The sequence below is a fragment of the Spirosoma humi genome (genome assembly GCF_054776575.1).
Map to the genome: position 1 here is coordinate 1 of NZ_BAAHBR010000002.1, position 19551 is coordinate 19551.

At 49.4% G+C, this 19551-nt stretch carries 15 protein-coding genes; 4 read left to right on the forward strand and 11 right to left on the reverse strand.

Translation table 11 applies throughout. From position 1 onward, the window contains the following. Positions 1–142: 142 nt before the first annotated feature. The 5 genes from ACYU8Y_RS01870 to nadA form a co-directional block, all read right to left on the reverse strand. Entirely contained in the window at positions 143–1183 is a 1041-nt protein-coding gene (locus ACYU8Y_RS01870; protein WP_460933619.1) for an aminoglycoside phosphotransferase/kinase family protein, read from the reverse strand. Further along, entirely contained in the window at positions 1183–2556 is a 1374-nt protein-coding gene (locus tag ACYU8Y_RS01875; protein WP_460933621.1) for a glutamine synthetase family protein, read from the reverse strand. The genes ACYU8Y_RS01870 and ACYU8Y_RS01875 overlap by 1 nt, the downstream gene beginning before the upstream one ends. Before the next feature lie 305 nt (positions 2557–2861). Further along, complete coding sequence (gene nadB, locus ACYU8Y_RS01880) at positions 2862–4448, reverse strand: L-aspartate oxidase (protein WP_460933623.1); 1587 nt, start codon at positions 4446–4448, stop codon at positions 2862–2864. A 49-nt stretch (positions 4449–4497) separates the two neighbouring features. Beyond that, positions 4498–4728, reverse strand: a complete 231-nt coding sequence (locus ACYU8Y_RS01885) for a DUF433 domain-containing protein (protein ID WP_460933625.1) — start codon at positions 4726–4728, stop codon at positions 4498–4500. Between the two features lie 41 nt (positions 4729–4769). After that, positions 4770–5759 carry a quinolinate synthase NadA gene (gene nadA, locus ACYU8Y_RS01890; RefSeq protein ID WP_460933627.1) on the reverse strand — a complete coding sequence of 330 codons (990 nt, stop codon included), beginning with the start codon at positions 5757–5759 and terminating at the stop codon, positions 4770–4772. Positions 5760–6019: 260 nt separating this feature from the next. Here nadA and ACYU8Y_RS01895 point away from each other — a divergent pair, with 260 nt between their 5' ends. Continuing rightward, positions 6020–7087: a 2Fe-2S iron-sulfur cluster-binding protein gene (locus ACYU8Y_RS01895; protein WP_460933629.1), complete on the forward strand. Its 1068-nt coding sequence runs from the start codon at positions 6020–6022 to the stop codon at positions 7085–7087. A 76-nt stretch (positions 7088–7163) separates the two neighbouring features. Here the strand turns inward: ACYU8Y_RS01895 and udk are convergent, their stop codons facing one another. The 4 genes from udk to atpD form a co-directional block, all read right to left on the reverse strand. Then, positions 7164–7781, reverse strand: a complete 618-nt coding sequence (udk, locus tag ACYU8Y_RS01900) for a uridine kinase (RefSeq protein ID WP_460933631.1) — start codon at positions 7779–7781, stop codon at positions 7164–7166. Positions 7782–7889: 108 nt separating this feature from the next. Continuing rightward, positions 7890–8135, reverse strand: a complete 246-nt coding sequence (atpC, locus tag ACYU8Y_RS01905; protein ID WP_460933633.1) for an ATP synthase F1 subunit epsilon — start codon at positions 8133–8135, stop codon at positions 7890–7892. Between the two features lie 91 nt (positions 8136–8226). Further along, entirely contained in the window at positions 8227–8922 is a 696-nt protein-coding gene (locus ACYU8Y_RS01910; protein ID WP_460933635.1) for a hypothetical protein, read from the reverse strand. A gap of 117 nt (positions 8923–9039) precedes the next feature. After that, positions 9040–10566: a F0F1 ATP synthase subunit beta gene (atpD, locus tag ACYU8Y_RS01915; protein WP_460933637.1), complete on the reverse strand. Its 1527-nt coding sequence runs from the start codon at positions 10564–10566 to the stop codon at positions 9040–9042. Positions 10567–10930: 364 nt separating this feature from the next. On the opposite strand from atpD, the gene malQ reads away from it, so the two are divergent. Genes malQ through ACYU8Y_RS01930 form a run of 3 tightly spaced genes read left to right on the forward strand, consistent with a single transcriptional unit; the run spans position 10931 to position 16355 of the window. Next, positions 10931–12514 (forward strand): 4-alpha-glucanotransferase, encoded by a 1584-nt coding sequence (gene malQ, locus ACYU8Y_RS01920; protein ID WP_460933639.1) that lies wholly within the window; start codon positions 10931–10933, stop codon positions 12512–12514. A gap of 60 nt (positions 12515–12574) precedes the next feature. Next, positions 12575–15595 carry a tetratricopeptide repeat protein gene (locus tag ACYU8Y_RS01925; RefSeq protein ID WP_460933641.1) on the forward strand — a complete coding sequence of 1007 codons (3021 nt, stop codon included), beginning with the start codon at positions 12575–12577 and terminating at the stop codon, positions 15593–15595. 31 nt (positions 15596–15626) lie between these two features. Then, complete coding sequence (locus tag ACYU8Y_RS01930) at positions 15627–16355, forward strand: ABC transporter ATP-binding protein (RefSeq protein WP_460933643.1); 729 nt, start codon at positions 15627–15629, stop codon at positions 16353–16355. Positions 16356–16440: 85 nt separating this feature from the next. Here the strand turns inward: ACYU8Y_RS01930 and ACYU8Y_RS01935 are convergent, their stop codons facing one another. Beyond that, the gene (locus ACYU8Y_RS01935) at positions 16441–17619 is read right to left on the reverse strand and encodes a Gfo/Idh/MocA family protein (RefSeq protein WP_460933645.1); all 1179 of its coding nucleotides are present in this window, start codon (positions 17617–17619) and stop codon (positions 16441–16443) included. A gap of 130 nt (positions 17620–17749) precedes the next feature. Beyond that, complete coding sequence (locus ACYU8Y_RS01940; protein WP_460933647.1) at positions 17750–19549, reverse strand: acyl-CoA dehydrogenase family protein; 1800 nt, start codon at positions 19547–19549, stop codon at positions 17750–17752. Positions 19550–19551 lie beyond the last annotated feature (2 nt).

A 19551-nucleotide genomic window follows, 5' to 3' on the forward strand; every position in this document is an offset into this window, starting at 1 on the left:
CGCTGAGCAATTGCACGGACTACGGTAAGTAAGATGGATTCGACACCCAATCAACTTCTGTGGTCCGTTTTGCATTCGATCAGCCCATAACTTTAGACAACTTCAATAAATAACTACTCAGTCAAACGGGCCAGAGATGTAATTATATGCCTAATGCTTTCAGAATTTTATCGGCATCGAATGTCTCAATTGAGGGGAAATAAATGTCGTAGGCCTCCTGCTGAAGTTTAATCGAATAGGTTCGGTGGAAAAAGTAACGACCGTATTTGATGACGTAATTGAGTATGAAGAAGCGATAAGCTTCGGGCAGAAAACGAATTTCACTTTCTGTCAATGGAAACACCCGATGATATTCCTTCAGGAATAATAAAAAGCGGTCCTCCATCAACGGTCCGATGACATAACTAAACACCGTTCGGTCGCCTGCATTGGAAACAACCCGGCTAAAGAAATAGAAATCCATGACCCGGTAGCTGATTCTGAACCAGTCATAATCCCAGCGAGAATACAGCTCAAGGTTATCGGTAACGGAAAAATTGCCGATGTTCCAATCCACAAAAACAGGCATGGTTTCAACCGATTTGGCAACCAGTTTCTGCCGATTTTCCAGGAACAGCTCACACTGCCGTTTCAATTCATCGGTATGCATCCGGTGTTCAAACTGACCGGTTTCGGTTTCCAGCAAGTCGAGCAAATCCCAGATGTCTGAGCGTAACGTTTTGCTGGATTTAGGCAATACCGGACTAACGCGGGAACAGGCTTTATGGAATCGGGCTACCTCCCGGCCAAGCATTCGAATGTGGTGTTCTTCCAGCCGTCGGGGTAATTTCAACTGGATCCGAATGGGGTTATAGAATACAACCCAGGCGTCTAGAAAACCGTCTTTGTGCCGATAGGTATATACCTGGCCGTCCCGGACCAGTGATTTCGCCAGTACGTTTTCGAATGGGTAAAGCAGATTATTGGCTAACGCGTGGATGATCCGATGATCTTCCAGAAACTGTTCGTAGGTACCGAAATAGGAGAGCTTGGCAATAATACGATCACCATCTTCAAACGTAACTCTGAAAACGTGATTGGTCGAAACCTTAGCGCTAATGTCTTCGATGGTCTGTATTTGCACCGATCCATCAAATTCTGCCCAGGCTTTTTTTATAATAGATGAATAATCAACGAGACGCATTAAATAATTTCAAAATATCGTTTCAATTCCCAGTCGCTCACCTGCCGAATATACTGTCGCCATTCCCAGTCGCGCGTACGGGTAAAGTGGTCAACAAACTCTGAACCAAACAGTTCAGTCGCTACCGATGAATTTGCCATAACCTCGGTAGCATCGGCCAGATTTCTAGGCAAAGTGCCGTTGCTCGTGTCAGTGTATCCATTGCCAACCGAAGCCGGGATGTCGAGCGATAGCTTATGGCGGATACCGTACAGGCCGGATGCCAGGGATGCGGCAATGGCCAGATAAGGGTTCGTGTCGGCACCCGATACCCGGTGCTCCACGCGGGTATAGGCTTCCTTATGGTTGAGAACCCGGAGCGCCGTTGTTCGATTATCAATCGACCAAGTGACTGTAGTCGGTGCCCAGGCGCCTTCTACCAGCCGTTTATAGCTATTGACGGTTGGTGCAAACATGGGTGTAATATGAGGCAGGCAGTATAACTGCCCGGCTATGAACTGGCGCATCAGTTCGCTCATGTGGTTGGGGGCGGCAGGGTCATAAAACAGATTTTTCGTCTGTTCCGGATTCCAGAGGCTTTGGTGGACATGGCCGCTACAACCGGGTAAATCGGCATTCCACTTCGCCATAAATGTAGCTACGATACCATGCCGGTAGGCAATTTCTTTAACAGCCGTTTTGAAAAGAGTGGCTTTGTCGGCCGCCCGGACAACCTCATCGTGCATGATGGCCGCTTCATATACCCCCGGCCCGGTTTCTGTATGCAGGCCTTCGGGCGAAACGTCATACTGCGCCAGTAAATCGAATAGATCGTGATAGAATTGACTCTCGAGCGAAGGACGCAGAATGGAGTACCCGAACATGCCAGGGGTGAGAGGCTCCAGTTGCTGGAAATTTTTATCCTGCAAGCTTCTGGGGGTTTCCCGGAAATTGAACCACTCAAATTCCTGGGCGTACTCGGCATGAAAGCCCATATCCTGACACTGACCCGCTATGCGTTTAAGCAGGCTACGCGGACAGGCAGCCAAGGCATACGGGTTAGGCTGGCCAGTCGAACCAGGGCTGAAATCTGCGATAAAAAAAGGAATATTGTCTTCCCAGGGAATCTGGCGAAAGGTGGTCAGATCAAGGCGAACCGGCGCATCGGGGTAACCAGAGTGCCAGCCGGTAGTTTTTCCATTGTCATAGGGTGCATCGGCCAAATCCCATCCCCAAACAACATCACAAAAACCAAAGCCATCGGTCAAACCGTCCAGAAATTTCTGGCGGTGAATGATTTTGCCCCGCAACACGCCGTCGATATCAGTAAATGCATATTTGATTTTCGGACTGTCGCTTTGATTGATGAAGTCGATGATGTCTTGCTGGTTCATGGATTCCCTATGTGTAGAGGCCTAATCCGTACGTTTTCGTCTAGGGTATTTTATGTCTGCAAAACCACCTGATGAGGAGCTGCCATAGACGATAACGCTACATTGAGGTTGACCAAAGGTACTGACATCGTCCCAAATTTTGCCCATGTCCTCCCAAAGTTGAGGACGTTCCTATACCCGACTGGATTGAAAAAGTAAGCGGCACCAGCTTACCATCGGTAAAACACTGGTGCCGCTCTGTGGAAACTACCATGATGAGTTGCTGAAAGGTAAAAGTACGGAACGGCCGGAAGCGGTTCTGCAGGTTACTTCACATTATCCAGATTAAAGTGAAGACCACTGTTTTCGCGACGCGCCATGGCCATTTTAATAACCAGATACGCTACTTCAATCATGTTTCGAAGTTCGCAAATAGGCACCGATACCTTTGACTGACGATAAAGCTCTTCGTGTTCCAGGTAAATAAGCTCCAGCCGATCCAAAGCTCGTTTCAAACGCCGATTGGTTCGCACAATGCCGACATAGTTGGACATGATCGACTCCAGCTCCTTTTTCATTTCGGTGACTAGTACCAGTTCTTCGGGGTGAGTTGTACCGGCATCGTTCCAGGCTGGAATATTGTCGGGTAAAACGGCCTGATCGAGTAACTCGACGGTTTTCTCGTAGGCCCGGTGGCCAAATACAACGGCTTCGAGCAACGAGTTCGATGCCAGTCGGTTAGCGCCGTGCAGGCCGGTGCAGGAGCATTCTCCCACGGCATACAGAAACTGGATATTCGTTTGGCCCCATTCGTTCACCCGAATCCCTCCGCAGAGGTAGTGTTGCGCCGGTACAACCGGGATGTAGTCTTTCCGTAAGTCGAGCCCCAGATGGTCGCGGCAGTAGGCCGTGATGTTGGGAAAGTGTTCAATAAATTTCTCGTAGTCGCAGTGGGTTACGTCCAGATAAACGTGGGGATCACCGGCCTTTTTCATCTCGGAGTCGATGGCACGAGCCACAATGTCGCGCGGGGCCAGCGACAGGCGCGGGTCATAATTTTCCATGAAGGTTTCCCCTTTGCGCGTACGAAGAATGCCCCCAAAACCGCGTACGGCTTCAGAAATGAGGAAATTGGGTTTCTTGCCCGGTTCATACAACGCGGTGGGGTGAAACTGGATAAACTCCATGTCCTTTCCTATCCCTTTGGCGCGGTACGCCATCGCAATGCCGTCGCCGGTAGCAATGTTGGGATTGGTTGTGTTCTGGTATATATTGCCGATACCGCCCGTGGCAAGGAGCGTCGTTTTGGCCAAAAACAGCTCAACCTTACCGGTTTGTGTATTCAGCACATAGGCTCCGAAACATTTGTTGTCGGTATCGTACCGATGAACCGTTTCGCCAAGCTGGTGCCGGGTGATCAGTTCAACAGCGTAGAAATGAGTAAATATCTCGATTGATTTCAGCGAGTTTGCCTTTTCGAGCAGAGCCCGCTCAATTTCCGCGCCGGTGATGTCTTTGAAATGGAGTATTCGAAAGTCGGAGTGCCCACCTTCCTTGGCCAGGTCGTATTCGTCGCCATCGTGTTCTTTGTCGAAGCGCGTGCCGTAGCTGATCAATTCCTGAATGCGGCCGGGGCCCTCGTTCACCACGATCTCGACAATGTGCCGGTCACTCAAGAAATCACCTGCCACCATCGTGTCTTCGATATGCTTTTCGAACGAGTCATCCTCCGACCAAACAGCTGCGATACCTCCCTGCGCGTATTTAGTGTTGGTTTCGTCGGCCTGCACTTTGGTGATGACACCGATGCGAATGTCCTGCTGCAACTTCTCGAAGTGCATGGCCAGCTTGGTGGCGTAACTCAGGCCCGCAATACCGGAGCCAATAACTAGAAAATCGAATTGATGGGGCATTGGTGTTTTATTTGGCGGGTCTAATGCCTAATCGGCAACAAACGAGTAATCATCCCGCTTGAGCATAGACAACTTCATTTCTTACGGTTTCCGACGCAAACAGAAAGCAGGCAAATATAGCTTCCTCAGTAACGCACGGGTATGAGTCTAACAACTGATGCATTGTTTCGCCCTTCCCCAATTTCTCCAACATTAAATCAACTGGAATACGTGTCTCTTTAATGACAGGCTTACCAAACATAATTGTTGGGTCTGATACAATATACTCTCGCCAGTTCATAGTTCTGATGATTGTTAACCGTTAACCTGTATTCACGCTAACTACTTACTCAACTCCAGCATCCGCGCTACGGATTCATATGCCTTTACCCGCACATCTTCCGGGACAATGATTTCCGGTTGTTCGTAGAGCATGGCGTTGTAAACCTTCTCCATGGTATTCATCTTCATATAAGGGCACTCCGAACAAGCGCAGGTGTTGTTTTGGCTGGCCGGTGCCGGAATGATCTTTTTATGCGGCACTGCTTCCTTCATCTTGTGCAGAATACCCGCTTCGGTTCCCACAATGAATGTTTGCTCGGGACTATCGACCACATATTTGAGCAAGGCAGTTGTCGAGCCTACAAAATCGGCTTCGCTCAGAATATGCTCCTGGCACTCGGGGTGAGCAATAAACTTCGCTTCCGGGTAGTCAGCCCTGAGCTTGTGCAGTTTCTCCAGCGAAATGTCGATGTGGACAATGCAGGCGCCATCCCAAAGTACCATCTCACGACCCGTTTTCTTCGCTACAAAACGGCCAAGATTGGCGTCGGGCGCAAAAATAATTTTCTGATCTTTGGGTAAGCTCTCGACGATTTTTAGCGCATTGGACGAGGTGACGATAATATCCGATAATGCCTTTATTTCGGCCGAGCAGTTGATGTACGACAGCACAATATGGTCGGGGTACTGCGCTTTAAACTCGGCAAATTTGTCGGCCGGGGCCGAGTCGGCGAGTGAACAACCCGCGTTGAGGTCGGGAATAACTACTTTTTTCTCCGGCGACAGGACCTTGGCCGTTTCGCCCATGAAATGTACACCACAGAATACAATCATATCGGCGGGTGTCGCGGCTGCCTGCTGTGATAAACCAAGGCTATCGCCAATGTAGTCGGCTATATCCTGGATGGCCCCATCTACGTAATAGTGTGCGAGGATAACCGCATTCTTTTCTTTCTTGAGCCGATTGATTTCGGCCACTAAATCTATGTCTTCAGCAACGGGCTTATTCACATACCCTACACGTTGAACTTCTTCCAGGAGTGCTTCCATTGGTGGTTTTACAAACGATTTTATAGTAAACAACGAATGTGGCTAAAATGTCACGGTATCAGGAACAACCCCGCGGATTCCGTCGACATCAGGTTAGAATAATTCCGGTTGCGACTCAAGGCAGCCTGGATGATAAAAGATAAAAAATTGTCGGGCCAGCAAACAGCGCAAATGGCAAGTGGGGCGAATTTCAGTAAATCAGTCGGGCTTTCAAACAACAACCCTCATTTGATTAGTTTTGGCATAAAGCCGACCTGTTCATGACCGACGATTTTCTTCAGCTCCGTATTGTTCGTATTCATTCAGAGACGTCAGATGCCAAAAGCTACTTTCTTGAGTCTGTGGACGGTCGACCCGTTCAGCATCGTGCCGGCCAATTTCTGACACTCCTGCTGTTGCATAATGGGCATGAAGTCCGTCGATCGTACTCGCTTAGTTCGGCGGCAAACGAGCGGCTACGCCTGACGATTAAGCGAATTCAGAATGGAGAGATTTCGCGTTATTTGCTCGATACGTTGCGGGTCGGAGATGTGTTGACCAGTCTGCATCCGGCAGGGCGTTTCATTCTCGATGAAAACCTGCCGGGCGATCTGGTTATGTTGGGGGCGGGCAGTGGCATAACACCGTTGTTCGCCATAATCAAACAAGTTTTATGGACGGAACCGCACCGGCGCATAACACTGCTGTATAGCAACAGCACAGAACGAACCATTATTTTTCGGGATGAACTCAACGATCTTCAGCGCCAGTACTCTGATCGGTTTCGGCTGTTGAACTTATTAAGTGATCCCGCTGAGGACTGGACCGGCCTGCGTGGACGATTAAATAATGTAATGCTTGAGCGATTGCTGCCCGATTTAGTGGGTGCATCGGATCCGCGAACGCTTGGCTTCTACACCTGTGGTCCTGCCGATTACATGCGGATGATCCAATTCACCATTGTTTTCAGTGGGTTTCGTCCAGATCAGATTCGCCGGGAAAATTTCGTCATTGAACCGGTTGTTTTAACCCCTCCGCCCCTTATTGCCCAGGATCGGACGGTATTGCTCCGTATCCGGCGACGCGAGGCCGAAACCCGTGAGGTCGATATTCAGGTGCCAGCGTATAAATCTATTTTACAGGCCGCATTGGATGAAGGGATCGCGTTACCTTACAGTTGCCGGGGTGGACGCTGCTCAACCTGCGTAGCCCGTTGCCAATCGGGAAGCGTCCACATGACGATCAACGACGTATTGACGGAGCGGGACCTCCGGGAAGGCTGGGTACTCACCTGTACCGGTTACCCAGAGAGTGATGGGGTAGTAATTGAAATAGGCGTAACGTCGTAGTTCAGCATTCCCACATTCTGTCTGCATAACTTCTGCTTGCTATGCGGACAGAATGTAGGAATGCTGAACCAAGGCATTACACTTTTGTTTTCAGAAACTGAATGACCACATCCAGCCCTTTTTGGTAATGGTTGTTGTTAGGTATCACAATGTCGGCTTCGGCACGGTAGGGTTTGATAAATTGCCGGTAGGTGGGTTTAACATGGTATTTCCAGCGGTACATGACGTCGTCCAGGTCATAGCCACGTTCTTCCGCGTCTCGTTTCACGCGCCGTTCGAGTTTGATGCTGTTCTTGGCATCGATGAATATTTTTAAATCCATTTGGTCGGCCAGTTCACGGAAGTGAAAAACGAAGATGCCTTCGACAATGATGATTGGCGCGGGCTGAAATGTCAGCATCTTCGGGACGATATTCGGATTGTTGAAGGTGTATTCTTTCTGAACGATGGTTTCGCCTTTACTAAGCTGGCCGATATGCTGTGCGTAGAGGTGATGGTCAATCGTTTCAGGTAGGTCGAAATTATGTATTCCCTGGTCGTCTACCGGAATTACATCGCGGCTGAGGTAATAATTATCCTGCGAAATCAGGCAAATCTGGTCACTGTTGAAGGCGTTGAGAACACCTTTTAGAAAAGACGTTTTCCCTGAAGCACTGCCGCCGGTGATGCCGACAATAAACGGTTTGGTGGTCATGTTTTCGGTAAAGAACTACGTATCAAAGATAGCAGGAGATGAAGGATCAATAAAAAAAGCGGTCCACCTGGATAAAGTGAATCGCTTTCAACCAAAAAGAGGTATTGCTTAGAGTACTATCGCTTCGGCAAGAACGAGTACTTTATTTTGAAGTACTTCAACGACGCCACCATCAACCGTGAAGGTTTGCTGACCCGAAGCGGTTTGCACGACAACTTGTCCTTTATCGAGCGTACTGACTAAGGGCGCATGGTTGTTTAAAACCTGGAATTGCCCCTGGGTACCTGGAAATGTAACGGCATTGGCCTCCCCGGAAAAAACTTTACGGTCGGGCGTGATAATGTCTACTGTCATACAAGAAAGATGTATGATGTATGATATATGATGTATGATATATAATCGAAAATACTCGTCATATACTACACATCATACATCATACATCTTTTTATAAAGCTCCTTTTACAAAATTAAGTAAGCTACTGATTTCGCTTTTCGCAGCAGGTTCAGCCGCTTTGGCTACCAGTCCGCCCTGGTCAAGTTTACCAACGGTTGCCATAGCTGTTGATAGCAACGATTTGCCTGCCGATGATGAACTACCGCCCAGCCCTGACAACGCACTACCGATACCCGACAAGCCACTCGTTAGCTGACTGCCTTTCCCCAGTAAAGAGCCAGCAGCTAAAATGCCTTCCAGCTTATTACCCCCTGAGGCAAGTTTAGCCAGACTGACCGCTTTTCCTAAAACACCACTGCCTAAGGCACCGGTTGGAATCAGAGGAAGCAATGCTTTTAGCTTACTCGCCTGAGCCAGCAACTTGTCTTTGAACGATGTGGGCTTAGCTTGTGCTTCAGCTTCCAGGCCACTAATACCCGCCTGAAGTTCCTGCGTTGTCGTAGCTTTGTCGCCCTTATCCAGAGCGGCCACGGCCTTGTCTAAATGAGTATCCGTCGCATTGGCATCGCCCTGTACCGGCGCTGAAGCGGCTACCCCAGCCGAAAAGGATGTATCCTTAATCGCGCCACCCACCGTTGGTGAGGTTGGTGCTGAGGGGGTGGCCGGTGTCGTAACCTGAGCCATGGCGGCAATCGTCAGACTGCTTGCCAAAAGGGTTATTCCAACCCTCAATCGAATCGTTTTCATAAAACAGATTTGTTTTAACTACCAAACTAATTTGAATTGAGAGAGGAAAGGAAGGTAACCTATAACCTAGTCGGCAAGTAAATAGCTATTTGCCGACTAGGTTCAGAGCGTAACGATCTACTGGCCGGACTCTTTCAGAAGCCGTTCGCCTTTGGCAACAGCATCTTCAATTGTACCAACCAGGTTGAATGCCGCTTCAGGCAAGTGGTCATACTTACCGTCAATGATCTGGTTAAAGCCTTTGATCGTATCTTCGATAGGGACAAGAACACCTTTTAAACCGGTGAACTGTTCCGCTACGAAGAACGGTTGCGACAGGAAGCGTTGTACCCGACGGGCGCGGCTTACGATCAATTTGTCTTCTTCCGATAATTCTTCCAGACCCAGAATGGCGATAATGTCCTGCAATTCTTTGTAGCGTTGCAGAATTTCTTTTACGCGCTGCGCTGTGTTGTAATGTTCGTCGCCCAGAATTTCGGCCGACAGAATCCGTGAAGTAGAATCGAGTGGATCCACGGCTGGATAGATACCCAGCTCGGAGATTTTACGGCTCAATACGGTCGTAGCATCTAAGTGAGCAAAGGTGGTAGCCGGAGCCGGGTCAGTCAAGTCATCGGCAGGTACATAAACGGCCTGTACCGATGTGATCGAACCCCGTTTGGTCGATGTGATCCGCTCCTGCATGACGCCCATTTCAGTAGCCAGCGTCGGCTGATATCCTACGGCTGATGGCATACGACCCAAAAGAGCCGATACCTCAGAACCTGCCTGCGTAAAGCGGAAAATGTTGTCAACGAAGAACAGAATGTCACGGCCTTCGCCTTCACCGTCGCCATCGCGGAAGTGCTCAGCAATGGTCAGACCTGACAGGGCTACCCGGGCACGTGCTCCCGGTGGCTCGTTCATCTGACCAAACACGAATGTCGCCTGGCTGTTGGTCATTTCGGCCAAATCAACTTTCGACAGATCCCATCCGCCTTCTTCCATTGAATGTTTGAACGCGTCACCATACCGGATGATACCCGCTTCGATCATTTCACGCAGCAGGTCATTTCCCTCACGGGTACGCTCGCCTACACCCGCAAATACAGACAGACCTGCATAGGCTTTGGCGATATTGTTGATCAATTCCTGAATCAATACAGTTTTACCAACACCGGCACCACCGAAGAGACCGATTTTACCACCTTTCGCGTACGGCTCCAGCAGGTCGATCACTTTAATACCGGTGAACAGAACTTCGGTCGAAGTCGCCAGGTCTTCAAATTTTGGTGCAGCACGGTGGATGGGTAGGCCAACTCCCGTCGTGGTAGGCTGTGGAATGCCGTCAATGGCTTCGCCAACGACGTTGAAAAGCCGACCCCGGATACCTTCACCCGTTGGCATCGTAATCTGATGGCCAAGGTCAGTAACATCTATACCACGGTATAGACCATCCGTCGAGTCCATCGCGATTGTCCGAACACGGTCTTCGCCGAGGTGTTGCTGAACTTCCAGAATGACCTGTTGTCCATTGGCTTTAGTTACTTTGAGGGCGTCCAGGATGGCGGGAATCCGTGAGCCTTCGCCCTCGAAACTCACGTCCACGACCGGCCCGATTATTTGCGTAATCTTACCCGTATTGACTGCCGTTGCCGTACTCATTTGTATAAGATATTCTTTTAATTATATGTTGCCCATCGTTTGGGACTGCAAAAGTAGGAGAAAAACTGCGTAAGGTCAAGGATCGGCCCAGTCATTTTCGCGCTGATTCTTACCGGAATAGGTTTGGCAATAAGGTTTTTACGATAAAAAGTAAACAAAAGCGGCTTCGAGCGGATTTGTACAAAAACAAGTCTATGGTTGGCTGATGTTCGGCTGCTACTGATGGCGTACGAACATCCCATGACAATTTGTATCCATTGATGAGGTGTATGCATGGAGTTTGTCTCATGCACAAATGGGGATGAAGTACGAACTAAGACCCGTATACACAGCTCATTGCTGTTGACTCACAACTTTTCTTTTCATGCTGCAACAACGTTCAAGTGGCTTACTGCTCCATATCACATCACTGCCTTCGGCCCACGGCGTTGGCGATTTAGGACCTGAAGCCTATCGATTTGCCGATTTTCTGGCCGAAGCTGGACAGACCTACTGGCAAATTTTACCCTTAACACCCGTTGATCCGGGTGCTGGCTTTTCGCCCTACAGCAGCCCATCGGCTTTCGCAGGTAACACCTTACTGGTTAGCCTTGAAAAACTGGCGGACGAGGGGTTGCTGGACCCGGAGGAGTTAGCGGTCTTTAATAAACAACCCATTCGTGATGTCATTATAACGGAAGTCTCTGAAACACTGGACGATGGCGCGGACACCATTATAGCGGCTCCCCTCACAACGGCTCCGTCTGCACTGCATGCCGCCTGGATTAAAAAGCGGCCCTTGCTGGAGCAGGCTGCCCAAACGTTTCTGCGTGAATCAACACCGGGTCAACAAAGTGACTATGACCGGTTTTGTAGCTGGCAAGCCGATTGGCTCGACGATTACGCGCTTTTCTCCGCGTTGCAGGAGGCAACGGGCGAGCCTTTCTGGATACGATGGCCTGCGGCTATTGTACGGCGCGAGCCCGCTGAACTGGAGCGGCAGCGGGAATTGCTGCGCGATCGAATCGAAATAATTAAAGTGCTGCAATATTTTTTCATGCGGCAGTGGAATGAACTGATCGCTTACTGCTATGCCCGGAAAATTCACCTTATGGGTGATATCCCTATCTACGTCCAGTTGAATAGCGCCGATGTTTGGTCGAACCCGACTCTGTTCAAGCTGGATGACGATTTTCAGCCACTGTTCGTGGCTGGTGCCCCCCCCGACTATTTTAGTGAAGATGGCCAGCGCTGGGGCAACCCTATTTACGATTGGGCCGAGCATGAACGCACCGGATTTGCTTGGTGGATGCGCCGGTTGCGGCACCAGATGTCCTTGTACAGTTTAACCCGACTGGACCATTTTCTGGGCTTTGCCGTTTATTGGGAGATCCCGGCTGGTGAACCGACGGCTAAAGTGGGCGAATGGGTTAAAGCACCGATTGAAGCATTCATGCACGCCATGCACCGGCAATTTGTGCAGTTACCCGTTATAGGTGAAGATCTGGGCGCTAAAGCAGCCGAGATTCAGGCGTATCTGCGTCACTACGGTATTCCGGGTATGCGGGTTGTTCAGTTCGGGTTTGGTGAGGATATGCCGACATCTACCTATGCCGTACACAACCACTCCGAAAATTTTGTTGTGTACTCGGGTACGCACGACAACAATACAACACTAGGCTGGTTCCGGGAATCCGACGACGAACTTCGCCAGCGATTAAACGAATACATTGGTATCGAGATAACGGAAAAGAATGTCGTAGACCAGATTTGCCGCCTGACCATGCAGTCGGTGGCGCGGTTGGCGATCCTTCCCATTCAGGACGTTCTCAACCTCGACGAAACAAATCGGATGAATACGCCCGGTGCGGGTGGACGGAGTTGGCAATGGCGTTTGAATTCCGGTCAACTGACAGACGAGGTTGCGGAGAAGCTGCTGAAACTGACAAAGATGACGGGTAGGGGATAGCTTTTGAAAAACCTATGTCGTTTAGCGACACTAACCCGGCGCTAACTGCGTTTCTTTTTCATGTCATCCTTATTTTTCTGGAAAGATTGGAGCCGTCCGCATCGGCTTACCTATCTGTTTAGCCTCATTATCTTCATTGTCAGTATTGTCGCACTGGCTGTTGTCTGGTCGAAGGGGCTTGGTAATGTTGTTCACTGGGATGTACTAAGTGAGCTTAATGAACTGCCTATTACGTTTCATCGCTTCTCCGACGGCTTGCTCGACTACGCTGTCGATGGAAAAGCATATGCCGTTTCGGAACAATTTATTCCCTCGGGTATGCAGGTGCGGCCGCCCGTAGCCACAGGCTTCTTGGTTGGTATATGCCTTTCGTTTGTGCTTCTGATGAGTGCCATTACCCGGTTTAGCCGGATACGCTACCTGATCAGTATGGCTGTGCTCATACTCGGTTTAGCTTTCTTTCGGTGGGAAATGCTCGACATACCAGGGCTGAGCAACAATTACCTGTTTCTGCTATTGACATTTGTCTTCGGGTCAATCAGCTACTACTTCCATGCGTTCCGGCCAGATTTTACCCTTATTTTTCGGGCAGGTGTCTTCGTAGCTCTTACCGCTCTTATCGTGGGGGTTCTGGGTATATTGTCGCCCGTAAAATTCCCGGCTTTGGTCGTTGTGAGTTACGGAATGCCGGTGCTACTGGTTTTTAGTATCGGGTTTATTTTCTTCATTGCTACCGAAATTATTGCCGGGCTGGTTTGGCTAACATCGGCCGACCGTTCAGAAACATCTGACGGCCCATCTGGCCAACGGCGGGTTCTGGGGATGAATAACTTTCTGTTTATCAGTTTTTTATACCTAATCAATCTAGTTCTCATCTGGCTTAAAAACACCAAGTCTATTGACTGGGATGTATTGGCTATCAGCCCATTTGTGCTTTATCTTATTTCCGTCACGCTGGGCGTATGGGGTTTTCGACGGTTGATCGAACAGCAGGAGGCCTTCTCATTTCGGGATGCCGGGGCCTATTTCTATTTGGGGATGGCGTTACTCACCACGCTCACGATCGGTTACGCTTTCGCTACGGCCAACGATCCATTGGTAGAGATGTTCGAGGATGTGATTGTCTATACGCACCTGGCGATGGGCGTGGCTTTTGTGGCCTATATTCTGATAAATTTCTGGCCAATCTTTCAACAGAATCTGCCCGTTTATCGGATTCTTTACAAACCCAAACGACTTGAGTTAAGCTTGTTTCGGGTAGTGGGCGTGTTTGGGGTCGTTGTGTTGATCGCGTCGGGCGGGGCCATTGCTTTTCGACAGAGTATAGCGGGCTATTTTAACGGGCTGGGCGATCTGTACACGGCTACCAATGAGCCCCGATCTGCCAATGCATTTTATCAGCTTGCCCTGGAGCAGGAGTTTCAGAACCATAAGTCGAACTATGCGCTGGCCTCGCTGGCCTTGTCGCAGAACAATCAAACGGCGGCTGCATTCTTTTTTCAGCAGGCACTTCTGAAACAACCAAACCCCCAGGATTATGCGGGACTAAGCCAGATATACCTGCAGACAAACTTATTTTTTGAGGCCGTAAAAGCACTCCAGCGGGGTATTCGGGCATTTCCCCAAAGTGGTGAGCTACGGAATAATCTTGGATTCCTGTACGCCCGGACAAGCGTAGCCGACTCGGCTTATTATTATTTAAAATCGGCAACGACGCAAGCAGGTCGAGATGAGATACCCGAATCGAATCTGTTGGCACTTTACGCCCGTAATCCTAAGATTCTGTCGGCCGATTCAAGCTTGCTTTCGGACAGGAAAGATCTGTCTCACGAATCATATCAGGCCAACGCCCTCGCTCTTCAGCTGATCACATTTGGAAACATTACCCAAGTGGCTAAACCCACTTGGCTGTCGACCGAAGCGGCTGAGCAAGGCTTAAGCGTTGGACGTTTTGCCAGCTTATACAACTACACACTAGCCGAACAAAATCCTGACAGCTCCATAACGGGTAGACTTCAGCGTCTATCAGAAAATCCTATCAACCAGGATTTTACGGACGATTTGTTACTCGCCCGTGCGGTGGGCGAATACAAGCGACATAATCAGCCCGTTGCCTTTAGCCTGTTGAGTCAACTGGCGGAGAATGATCAGCGTAACGGCCCGGCCTATCGATCCATAACGGGCTTATGGCTATTGGAGCAGGGACTGTACCATCAGGCAGCCGACACATTCGGCTCAAATTCAGATACCACGTCGATCTACTATCGGGCCGTGGCCTATACCAAAGCCCATGATCCTGCCCTGGCGCAGTCATTTTGGGAAATATCAGCCAAAAATGATTCCGCTGTGGCGGCTTTGAAGCAAGTACTTTATCAGGAACGCCAGCCAAAAACGGATCTGGAAAAGGCGTTTTACGCCATGTACCGAATCGATGATCTCAACCGGGGAGCCAACTGGGAGACCATTCTGGACCCCAGCCTGAAAACAGTGGCGGGCGTTGCCCTGATAGACGATTACCTTGATCAAATGCAGTGGCGAAACGCGCAGTTGGTGTTGTCGGGCTTGCCCAGTGCCAAACAGGTAAGCCCTATCGCGACCTCGCTGCGAAATGTGGCAGCCATTCGTTTATCGGCTTTCCGACGGAGTGTTGGTTCAGCGGAAACGATGGCCAGGGAGTTTATCCTGCCGCAGCATCAGGCTGAGCGGGATTATTGGTTAGGACAAACGTACGAACGTATCCGGCGCATCGATCTGGCGCAGAAAATGTATCGGCAAGCGCTTCAGCTCGCGCCCCTAAACGCTCGGATCGTTACGGCGGCTGCCCAACTTGCCCAGCAGAAAAACCAAACGAAACCGGCATACGACCTCGTCTTGACGGCCCTTCCCTTCAACGAAGATAATGCTGATCTGCTCAAAACATACATTACGTTGTGTCTGGCGTTAAGCTTGCCCGATTATGCAGAAAGTGGCCTGACGAAACTCCGGGCGGCTACAACTCCCACCGATTATCAGGCATTTATGGCGACTTATCAGGAAAAATTAGCGTCAATCGAAAAGAGTAGAGAGAAGTTTCTACAATAAAGTAGATTTGTTTATTCAGCCTTGCCGAACTATGAATATTATTGAAACCCGCAGTATTGCCAAACGTTATGTTATGGGTACTGAAGTTGTCGACGCGCTCAAGACCATTACCATTAGTATTCAGAAGGGGGAGTATGTAGCGTTTATGGGCCCATCTGGTTCGGGGAAGTCTACGCTGATGAACATAGTCGGCTGTCTGGATTCACCGACCTCGGGTCAGTATATTCTGAACAATCAGGACGTGAGTAGCATGCGTGAAAACGACTTGGCTGAGGTAAGAAATAAAGAAATCGGCTTCGTTTTCCAGACATTTAACCTGTTACCCCGCCAAACGTCGCTTGAAAACGTGGCCCTGCCGCTCATTTATGCGGGTTATAGCAAAGCCGACCGCACTGAAAAGGCAATGATGGCCCTGAAAAATGTTGGGTTGGAAAACCGGGCTGGCCACCGGCCAAACGAGCTTTCGGGTGGACAGCGGCAACGGGTGGCCGTTGCTCGGGCGCTGGTCAACGACCCAAGTATTCTGCTCGCCGATGAGCCAACGGGTAATCTCGATACCAAAACATCCTACGAAATTATGGACCTCTTTGACCAGATTCATAGCAAGGGGAACACGGTAATCATGGTTACCCACGAAGAAGATATAGCCGAATACGCCCACCGTATCATTCGACTCCGCGATGGCCTCATTGAAACAGATCGACTGAACACGAATATCCGGAAAGCCCAGGTGCTGATGCAATCACTACAACAAGAATAACATTATCCGTCTTTTTGACTTTTTATTCAGCCCAGCTAGTAACGTGTAGTATAGAAGCTTACGTTACTAGCTGGGCTGGGTCGTTTTATGCCTTCAAATTTATTTTTCTGCCTGTTTCTGCGGCCTGATAAACAGCCTGCAAGAGTTTGACGTCGCGTAGGCCTTCAGCACCGGTAACGTGGTCGGGCAATTGTTTTCCATCGAGAAGGTCTTTACAAACGCCATCCATGTGGGCGGCCTGATGGTTGACAACCGGTTGTTCGATTGGCCCTTTGCTGGTCATTCCTTTAAGTGGACCATAGCCAAAAGCGGGCGATAACTCGAACCAGCCTTTCTCGCAGGAAGCCCTAAGCCGCTCTACACCCGCGGTATAGCTTGTCGTTGAGTTGGAAACGGCTCCGCTCGGAAACTGGAACTGCCAGAACATGGTCTCTTCAACGTCTTTGAATTTATCGGGCTCGGTTTTAGGTGAAAACTGAGCGGTTACCGAAATCGGCTCTTCGCCCGTTACGTACCGTGCACCCTGAATGGCATAGATCCCAACATCCATAAGAGGGCCACCACCCGCCATGGACTTCTTCATCCGCCACTGCGTTGGATCACCAATGCGGAACCCATCACTGCTTTCTACAAACTTGACCGCTCCAAACACTTTCTCCTGGCCAAGTCGAATCACTTCTTTCGTGAATGGCTCGTAGTGCAGCCGGTAGCCAACAGCTAACTGTTTGTTTGCCTTTTTACAGGCGTCAATCATGTTCTGACAGGCTTTGGGCATAATCGCCAGTGGTTTTTCACAAATGACGTGTTTTCCCGCCTGCGCTGCGCGAATCACATACTCCTCGTGCATGGAGTTGGGCAGTACAACGTACACTACGTCAATGTCCTTGTTGTCGGCAATCCGGTCAAAGGTTTTGTAGTCATAGACATTTTCCTTTGGAATATTATACTTCTTCATCCATTCGTCGGCCTTGGCAGGCGTACCAGTCACGATGCCGGCCAGACGGCAGTTCTGGGTTAATTGCAAGGCCGGAGCTAGCTGATTTTTGCTATAACTTCCCAGGCCGACCAGCGCGATACCCAATTTGCGACCCGGCTGCGATAGACCTGCCTTGTCGAGATTATTGGCCAGTGAGTAAATTCGGCTCTGCCCATTCTGCAAAGAAAGCGTCTCGCCATAGCCAAGAAGCGGTAATGACAAGGCCGAGGCACCTGCACCAAGATTACGTAGAAACGTGCGCCGGGAGTTGAAGTCTTGATTTTTCATGAATAGCCGTTTGAATAGACTCATTGATACCTTGTTGGTTAAACAGGCGTTGGAGTCATAAAAAAAAGCACCGAAGCCGGATTTTCTACCAGTTTCGGTGCCAAGTTATTGTAGGTTAATTAAGCTACTCCTAGAAAATATATTTATTCTCAGCAATCATCGCGTCGGCAATCTGGCGACGCGCATCTTTAAGGTTCATTGGGTCTATTTTCGTAAACCGTTTCAAGCCCATCAGCATGCCGCGTAGCTCATCGCCTTCCGCAAACGACGTAATCGCCGACCGTCCGGAATTATTGACCTTCTCAACTGCTTCGTGCAGATAAACCAGCGCCATCTGCTTTTGAAGGGCAACGGCTTCTTCTCCTTTGATACCGATGAGCTTTTCAACCCTTAACAAAACTGACTCAGCTACGTAGATTTCAATAGCCATATCGGCCACGTTCATCAAAATTTCCTGCTCGTTCGAGAGGTTCATCATGAACTTCTGCACAGCAGCACCCGCCACCATCAAGGCAGCTTTCTTCAGGTTCCGAATAACTTTTTTCTCCGCCACAAATTCGCCTTCTTCTTCCTCCGCATTAAAATCGGGAATAGACATGATCTCTTTGGCAACGGCCATTGCCGGTCCCATTAAGTCAAGTTCACCCTTCATGGCGCGCTTCAGCAGCATGTCCACGACGAGCATCCGATTAATTTCGTTCGTACCTTCAAAAATCCGGTTAATACGTGCGTCGCGGTAAGCCCGATCCATTGGGGCATCGGCCGAATAGCCCATACCGCCGTATACCTGAACACCTTCGTCAACGACATAATCCAGGGCTTCTGAGCCATGCACTTTCATAATGGCACACTCAATAGAAAACTGCTCCAGTGCTTTTAACTTGGCCGAAGCGTCATCCAGGCCCTGGCTTTTAAGATCTTCGATCAGGTCATCGATGTTCTGGCCAGCCCGATAAGAAGCCGTTTCGGACGCGTATACTTTCAGGGCCATCTCGGCTAGTTTGTGCTTGATCGCGCCAAACTGAGAAATAGCCGTTTTAAATTGTTTCCGCTCATTCGAATAGCGAATGGCGTTATTGATCACTTCTTTCGAACCGCCTACCGCAGCAATACCCAGCTTGATCCGACCGATATTGAGAATATTAACGGCGATCTTGAAGCCGTTACCACGCTCTGATAACAGGTTTTCGACGGGTACTTTATAGTCATTGAAGAAAATCTGGCGGGTGTCGGAGCCTTTGATCCCCATTTTATGCTCCGGTTCGTTCATCGTGATACCTTCGTAACCACGCTCGACAATGAAAGCTGACAGGTTTTTATCATCGTCAATTTTGGCGAAGACAATGTAGACATCAGCGAAACCACCGTTGGTAATCCACATTTTCTGCCCATTTAGCACATAATGGGAACCATCCTCGGACAATGTTGCTTTGGTTTTCCCCGAGTTAGCATCTGACCCGGAATCGGGCTCTGTTAAGCAATAAGCAGCTTTCCACTCACCGGATGCCAGCTTTGGAAGGTATTTTGACTTCTGATCTTCATTGCCATAGTAGACAATCGGTAACGTGCCGATACCCGTATGAGCCGACAACGCCACTGAAAATGAATGACCTGCCCCCGTCACTTCAGCGACCAGCATAGAGGTATTGAAATTCGTGCCAAAGCCGCCGTATTGTTCAGGGACTGAAGTGCCAAGAATACCTAGTTCACCTGCTTTATCCATTAATGATGAAATTAGTTCCGGCGATTTAGCATTATCAATTTCATTCAGACGTGGCCAAATTTCTCGCTCCAGAAATTCGCGGCAGGTAGCCGCAATCATCTGCTGCTCTTCGGTAAATTCTTCAGGAATAAAAACCTGTGATGCCTGCGTTTCTTTGATCAGAAATTCGCCCCCTTTCAGGGAAGCTTTAGGTTCTGCCGCGATCATAT

What these genes read in the sequence shown, in the direction of transcription:
- ACYU8Y_RS01870 (WP_460933619.1), bottom strand. Translation starts at nt 1,183, where the DNA reads ATGCGTCTCGTTGATTATTCATCTATTATAAAAAAAGCCTGGGCAGAA.
- ACYU8Y_RS01875 (WP_460933621.1), bottom strand. Translation starts at nt 2,556, where the DNA reads ATGAACCAGCAAGACATCATCGACTTCATCAATCAAAGCGACAGTCCG.
- nadB (WP_460933623.1), bottom strand. Translation starts at nt 4,448, where the DNA reads ATGCCCCATCAATTCGATTTTCTAGTTATTGGCTCCGGTATTGCGGGC.
- ACYU8Y_RS01885 (WP_460933625.1), bottom strand. Translation starts at nt 4,728, where the DNA reads ATGAACTGGCGAGAGTATATTGTATCAGACCCAACAATTATGTTTGGT.
- nadA (WP_460933627.1), bottom strand. Translation starts at nt 5,759, where the DNA reads ATGGAAGCACTCCTGGAAGAAGTTCAACGTGTAGGGTATGTGAATAAG.
- ACYU8Y_RS01895 (WP_460933629.1), top strand. Translation starts at nt 6,020, where the DNA reads ATGACCGACGATTTTCTTCAGCTCCGTATTGTTCGTATTCATTCAGAG.
- udk (WP_460933631.1), bottom strand. Translation starts at nt 7,781, where the DNA reads ATGACCACCAAACCGTTTATTGTCGGCATCACCGGCGGCAGTGCTTCA.
- atpC (WP_460933633.1), bottom strand. Translation starts at nt 8,135, where the DNA reads ATGACAGTAGACATTATCACGCCCGACCGTAAAGTTTTTTCCGGGGAG.
- ACYU8Y_RS01910 (WP_460933635.1), bottom strand. Translation starts at nt 8,922, where the DNA reads ATGAAAACGATTCGATTGAGGGTTGGAATAACCCTTTTGGCAAGCAGT.
- atpD (WP_460933637.1), bottom strand. Translation starts at nt 10,566, where the DNA reads ATGAGTACGGCAACGGCAGTCAATACGGGTAAGATTACGCAAATAATC.
- malQ (WP_460933639.1), top strand. Translation starts at nt 10,931, where the DNA reads ATGCTGCAACAACGTTCAAGTGGCTTACTGCTCCATATCACATCACTG.
- ACYU8Y_RS01925 (WP_460933641.1), top strand. Translation starts at nt 12,575, where the DNA reads ATGTCATCCTTATTTTTCTGGAAAGATTGGAGCCGTCCGCATCGGCTT.
- ACYU8Y_RS01930 (WP_460933643.1), top strand. Translation starts at nt 15,627, where the DNA reads ATGAATATTATTGAAACCCGCAGTATTGCCAAACGTTATGTTATGGGT.
- ACYU8Y_RS01935 (WP_460933645.1), bottom strand. Translation starts at nt 17,619, where the DNA reads ATGAAAAATCAAGACTTCAACTCCCGGCGCACGTTTCTACGTAATCTT.
- ACYU8Y_RS01940 (WP_460933647.1), bottom strand. Translation starts at nt 19,549, where the DNA reads ATGATCGCGGCAGAACCTAAAGCTTCCCTGAAAGGGGGCGAATTTCTG.